Source organism: Pseudomonas sp. NBRC 111139 (genome assembly GCF_001753955.1).
GTDB lineage: Bacteria > Pseudomonadota > Gammaproteobacteria > Pseudomonadales > Pseudomonadaceae > Aquipseudomonas > Aquipseudomonas alloputida.
The window spans coordinates 1-5386 of record NZ_BCBP01000127.1; the positions used below are offsets into that span (position 1 = coordinate 1).

The 5386-nt window shown below is 60.6% G+C and carries 5 protein-coding genes and 1 tRNA gene; 4 read left to right on the forward strand and 2 right to left on the reverse strand.

From position 1 onward, the window contains the following. Positions 1–407 precede the first annotated feature (407 nt). Positions 408–497 (reverse strand) — tRNA-Ser (locus tag BJQ17_RS29215). A gap of 198 nt (positions 498–695) precedes the next feature. Here BJQ17_RS29215 and BJQ17_RS29220 point away from each other — a divergent pair. The 3 genes from BJQ17_RS29220 (at position 696) to BJQ17_RS29230 (ending at position 3259) form a co-directional block, all read left to right on the forward strand. Then, the gene (locus tag BJQ17_RS29220; protein ID WP_003252834.1) at positions 696–1385 is read left to right on the forward strand and encodes a crotonase/enoyl-CoA hydratase family protein; all 690 of its coding nucleotides are present in this window, start codon (positions 696–698) and stop codon (positions 1383–1385) included. 120 nt (positions 1386–1505) lie between these two features. Beyond that, positions 1506–2219 (forward strand): 1-acyl-sn-glycerol-3-phosphate acyltransferase, encoded by a 714-nt coding sequence (locus BJQ17_RS29225; RefSeq protein WP_003252832.1) that lies wholly within the window; start codon positions 1506–1508, stop codon positions 2217–2219. Between the two features lie 68 nt (positions 2220–2287). After that, positions 2288–3259 carry a magnesium and cobalt transport protein CorA gene (locus BJQ17_RS29230; RefSeq protein ID WP_003252830.1) on the forward strand — a complete coding sequence of 324 codons (972 nt, stop codon included), beginning with the start codon at positions 2288–2290 and terminating at the stop codon, positions 3257–3259. Positions 3260–3299: 40 nt separating this feature from the next. On the opposite strand, the gene BJQ17_RS29235 is transcribed toward BJQ17_RS29230, so the two are convergent. Beyond that, positions 3300–4034 carry an amidotransferase gene (locus tag BJQ17_RS29235; RefSeq protein WP_003252828.1) on the reverse strand — a complete coding sequence of 245 codons (735 nt, stop codon included), beginning with the start codon at positions 4032–4034 and terminating at the stop codon, positions 3300–3302. Between the two features lie 526 nt (positions 4035–4560). On the opposite strand from BJQ17_RS29235, the gene BJQ17_RS29240 reads away from it, so the two are divergent. Further along, positions 4561–5361 carry a cytochrome c gene (locus tag BJQ17_RS29240; RefSeq protein WP_060546439.1) on the forward strand — a complete coding sequence of 267 codons (801 nt, stop codon included), beginning with the start codon at positions 4561–4563 and terminating at the stop codon, positions 5359–5361. Positions 5362–5386 lie beyond the last annotated feature (25 nt).

The following is a 5386-nucleotide window of genomic DNA, read 5'->3' on the forward strand; positions in this document are numbered from 1 at the left end:
CTCATCCCGTCGCCTCTCGACGCTCGGTAGCACTATGGCAAGCGTGCAGATCTCCCAGGGTAATTCGCGCGACCTTCCTGCTTATACCTGTCGGATTTACGTCACAGCGCTCCGTGCAAGTATTGGGCTTTGGCGATTGTTGCCGCCTGACCCCGCTGTGCCGCCTGATCCGCTTCCTGTTCGTCAGGCCAGCATTTTGCCTCGGGCTTCCTTCAGATTCGCAGTCGCCCGCGACACCCTTGCCTCCGGCTAACACTTCCCCTTGCCGGGTGTGTAGAGGACTTTCACCTCCAAGTCACCCGCTCGGCCACCACAGCCAAGCAGGTTGCGCTTACGCGCAACGCGCCATGCCTGGCGCACAACAAAAAGCCCCCGTGCTTTTCAGCGCGGGGGCTCTTCGTAGAATGTGGCGGTGAAGAAGGGATTTGAACCCTTGATACGATTTCTCGTATACACACTTTCCAGGCGTGCTCCTTCGACCACTCGGACACTTCACCGTTTCTCTTCAAGCCTTGTGGCCTGTCGAGGTGCGCTAATTTAGTGAAAGACTTTCCCTTTGGCAAGCATTTTTTTCAATTTTTTCATGTATTTGCACTTGGGCTGCCATGAGCACTGACCGACCAGTCAGCCTTGCTGCTTTACCTCGCCCCTGGCGCTGGGTAACGTCGTCGCCACGCCAACAAAAGGACTCTGCCATGAGCGAGCTGATTACCTACCACGCCGAAGACGGCATCGCCACCCTTACCCTGAACAACGGCAAGGTCAATGCCATCTCGCCGGACGTCATCACTGCCTTCAATGCAGCGCTGGACCGCGCTACCGAGGAGCGTGCAGTAGTGATCATCACCGGGCAGCCGGGCATTCTGTCAGGCGGTTACGACCTCAAGGTAATGACCCGCGGCCCCAAAGACGCCATCAGCCTGGTCACCGCCGGTTCCACCCTCGCCCGCCGGCTGCTGTCGCACCCGTTCCCGGTGGTGGTCGCCTGCCCCGGCAATGCCGTGGCCAAGGGCGCCTTCCTGCTGCTGTCGGCCGACTACCGCATTGGCGTCGATGGGCCATACAAGGTATGCCTGAACGAAGTGCAAATCGGCATGACCATGCATCACGCCGGCATTGAACTGGCCCGCGACCGCCTGCGCCGCTCGGCCTTCCACCGCTCGGTGATCAATGCCGAAGTATTTGACCCGCAGGGTGCCGTGGATGCCGGCTTCCTCGACAAGGTGGTACCGGCCGAGCAGTTGCAGGAAGCGGCAATGACTGCAGCACGAGAGCTGAAGAAGCTGAACATGCTGGCGCACAAGAACACCAAGCTGAAAGTGCGCAAAGGGCTGCTGGAGGCGCTGGACAAGGCGATCGAGCTGGATCAGCAGCATATGGGCTAGACGCACGGGCCCTTTTCGCGGGCTTGCCCGCGAAAAGGCCGGAACAGGCCTGCACCAAGGTTTGCCCCAACCAGTGCACACCCGTACACTGCCCCGCGACCGTCTGGTGTGAGCCGTACCATGCTTTATTCATTGCGTATGTTCCTGCTGGGGCTGCATTTCCTTGCCGTTGGCGCCGTGGGCCTGCTCATTGGCCTGTGCCGCCCCTTCAACCCTGACAACAGCCGCGTTTTCGCCCGGCTCTACAGCTTGCCGGCCACCTGGCTGATGCGCATCAAGGTCAAGGCCGAAGTCGGCCCATTGTGGGACCATCCACCCGGGTGTGTGATCGTGGCCAACCACCAGTCCAACTTCGACCTGTTCGTGCTGGGCCAAGTGGTGCCGCAACGCACCGTCGCCATCGGCAAGAAGAGCCTGGGCTGGATCCCGCTGTTCGGCCAATTGTTCTGGCTGGGCGGCAACGTGCTGGTCGACCGCAAGAATGCCTATCAGGCACGCAGGGCCATACAGAAGACCACCCGGGTTCTGCAGGACGACACCTCGATCTGGATTTTCCCCGAAGGCACCCGCAATCCCGGCGAGCATTTGCTGGCGTTCAAGAAAGGCGCGTTTCACATGGCCATCGAGGCCGGTGTGCCGATCGTGCCGGTCTGCGTCAGCCGCTATGCCAGGCGCCTGAGCCTGAACAGCTGGCGCCAGCGCACGGTGATTGTGCGCTCGCTGCCGCCCATTGCCACGACGGGCATGACGCTGCAGGACCTGCCCGCGCTGATCGAGCAATGCCGGGTGCAAATGCAGCAGTGCATTGACCGCATGGAAAAAGAACTGGCCTGATCCGGGGTTGCTCTGGAGCCGGGTACAGCCCAAGCTGTATCCGTGTTCAATCGAATAAGCGGACAACCATGGGTCGAGTCGTGGCATCGGCGGTGTACAGCGCCGGCAGAAAGGTCACCAACATCAGCATCGACGAAGGCAGCGAGTGGGCGCGCAAGCCGGGGCATTTTGTGTGGATCGGCCTGGAAGAGCCCAATGCCGAAGAGCTGGCCAACCTGCAGTCGCAGTTCAACCTGCACGAACTGGCCATCGAAGATGCCCTGGAAAAACACAGCCGGCCCAAGCTGGAAACCTTCGGTGACGCGTTGTTCATCGTCACTTATTCGCCAGTGCGCCACGAAGGCAAACTGGAATTCATCGAGACCCATATCTTCGCGGGCAACGGCTACATCATCACCTGCCGCAACGGCCACTCCAAATCCTACGCCATGGTCCGCCAGCGCTGCGAGGCTCGGCCCCTGCTGCTGGAACATGGCGAAGACTTCGTGCTGTACGCCCTGCTCGACTTCGTCACCGAGAACTACCAACCGGTCAGCGAGGCCATTCATGGCGAGATCGAAGCGCTGGAGGAAAGCGTACTGGGCGGCTCGCTGCGGGAAGACGACATCCGCCGCCTGCACAGCCTGCGCCGTGACATCCTGCGCCTGCGCCGCTACGTGGCACCTCTGGTTGAAGTGAGCGAAGAACTGCAGCGCCTGAGCTTCCCGTTCATCGACAAGAACATGCGCCCGTACTTTCGTGATGTGCAAATTCACGTGACACGGCAGATGGAAGACTTGGCCGGCATCCGCGACATTGCCAGCCAGACGATTGAGATCGGCATGCTGCTGGAATCGTCACGGCAAAGCATCGTGCAGCGCAAATTCGCGGCCTGGGCGGCGATTCTGGCATTCCCTACGGCCATTGCCGGGGTTTACGGGATGAACTTCCAGAACATGCCGGAGCTGAGCTGGCACTACGGTTACTTCGCGGTATTGGGGGTGATTGTGACGGGGTGTGCCGGGTTGTATGCCAGCTTCAAGAAATCGGGTTGGCTTTGATGGCCTCTTCGCGGGCGTGCCCGCGAAGGGTTGCCACCGCTTAAGCGGCGCTGTCGCTGGCCTTTGATGGCTGCTGGATGAACCGCAACATCCACTCCCCTACCAAATCTCCCTGGTGCTCGGTGGCCAGGCTGGCAACGGCCTTGTGGTACACCTCGTCACCCAGGTATTCCTGGCGCGCATCGAGCAGTGCGCGGGAGTAGTCATGCACGAATTCCGGGTGGCCCTGGAAGCACAGCACCTGGTCGCGAATGTGGTACGCCGCATTCGGGCAGAAATCGCTGGAGGCAATCACCGTAGCGCCTTCCGGCAGTTCGGTCACCTGGTCCTGGTGACTGATCAGCAAGGTCAGCTCCGACACCTCCGGGTCCATCCAGGGCGCATGCGCCGCCAACGAGTAGCGATGAATACCCACGCCCCAGCCTTGCTCAGCCCGCTCGGCCTTGCCACCCAGGGTCAAGGCCAGCAACTGGTGGCCAAAACACACGCCCAGCAGCTTTTCACCGCGCTCGTACAACTTGAGCAGGTAGGCCTTTAGCGTCTGGATCCACGGGTCGGTACCGAACGAATCGGCCTTGCTGCCCGTCACAAGGTAGGCATCGAACTTTTCACTGTCGGCGGGATAGTCGCCGTGCATCACGTTGTACACACAAAATTCGGCGGCAATCGGCTGACGCGAGAAGAGCTGCTCGAACATCCTGCCGTAGCCCTGATATTGCGCCGTCAACTCCGGTCGCAGGACATCGGTTTCAAGGATGCAGATGCGTAACGACATAGGGGTAGTCCTGAACGACATGGGTGGGAATCTGCTGTAGAGACTGCCGCGAAAGGCACGTACAAGCAAGTAGGCTGCACTGACGAACGGTCACATTTCGTCGGCGCCTGCCGGGTACTTGCGCCACTGTCTAGATAGAGCGTGTCAGCTAGATAGCACTTAGCCTCATAGCCAGAGGAATGGTTTTAGTGCACGGTTAGAACAAAGGGTTCTCAAATATGGATAACGCACACCCTACTGTTGAAGGTATATCCACTTTCAAGCGGCAAGCAGTCCGGCGCCATTCAACGCCGCTGCGATCGACCCGAAGCGCGACAAGGAAGCCAACGGGTATTCAGGAATAACAACAAGAAGGCGGTCCGCCATGTTCAGACAATCGAAAATTCGCCAAGCTGGGCTCATTTTATTTGCCACCACGTTGCTGTTGATCTTGCCGAACCTGACACGTTTGTTTGGCTGACTGCGGCGGTGGCGCCAACGGGCAACGCACAGGTAACCTGCTGGCCTTGATGGTCGGAGATCGCCTATGCGCCACTGCCTTGCCCTGCTAGCGTTGCTCCTGAGCCTGCCATTGTCGGCGGCGCAACTGCACCTTGAACTGGGCGCGACACCGCGCCAGTGGAGCAGCGCCGAACTGCTTGGCCACCCTGAGGCCCAGGACATCAGCATCGAACAGGACGTATCCTACAAACGCCCCATGCACTATCGGGCGGTGCCACTGGTCACGCTGCTGAAAGGCGTGACTGCCAGCGATCACCTGCAGGCCGTGGCGCTGGATGGCTTTGCCGCCGAAATGCCCGCTGCGCCCTTGCTGCAGCAAGGGCCGGCACGGGCCTGGCTGGCCGTGGAAGACCCCGACACGCCGTGGCCGTCACTGGGTCCAGGCAAGCCAAGTGCCGGGCCGTTCTACCTGGTGTGGACTGCGCCGCAGGCCAGCGGCATCCGCCCTGAACAGTGGCCATTCCAGATCGCCACCCTTCGCAAGCTGGCCCCGGTGGACCAGCGGTTTCCTGCGCTGCTACCCGACCCGAAGCTGCCGGCCGACAGCCCGGTGCGCCAGGGCTTTGCCCTGTTCCAGCAGAATTGCCTGGTGTGCCACCAGTTGAACGGTGCGGGGGATGGGCAGGTGGGGCCGGACTTGAATGTGCCGTATAACCCGACCGAGTATTTTCAGCCGGTTTATTTACGCAAGTTGATACGCGACCCGCAAAGCCTGCGGCGGTGGCCGCAGGCGAAGATGCCGGGGTTTGCCGAAAGTGTGTTGAGTGAACAGGAACTGGATGCGCTGCTGGCCTATTTGGGGCACATGGCAGCGCGTAAGCCTTGAGGGCCTCTTCGCGGGTAAACCCGCG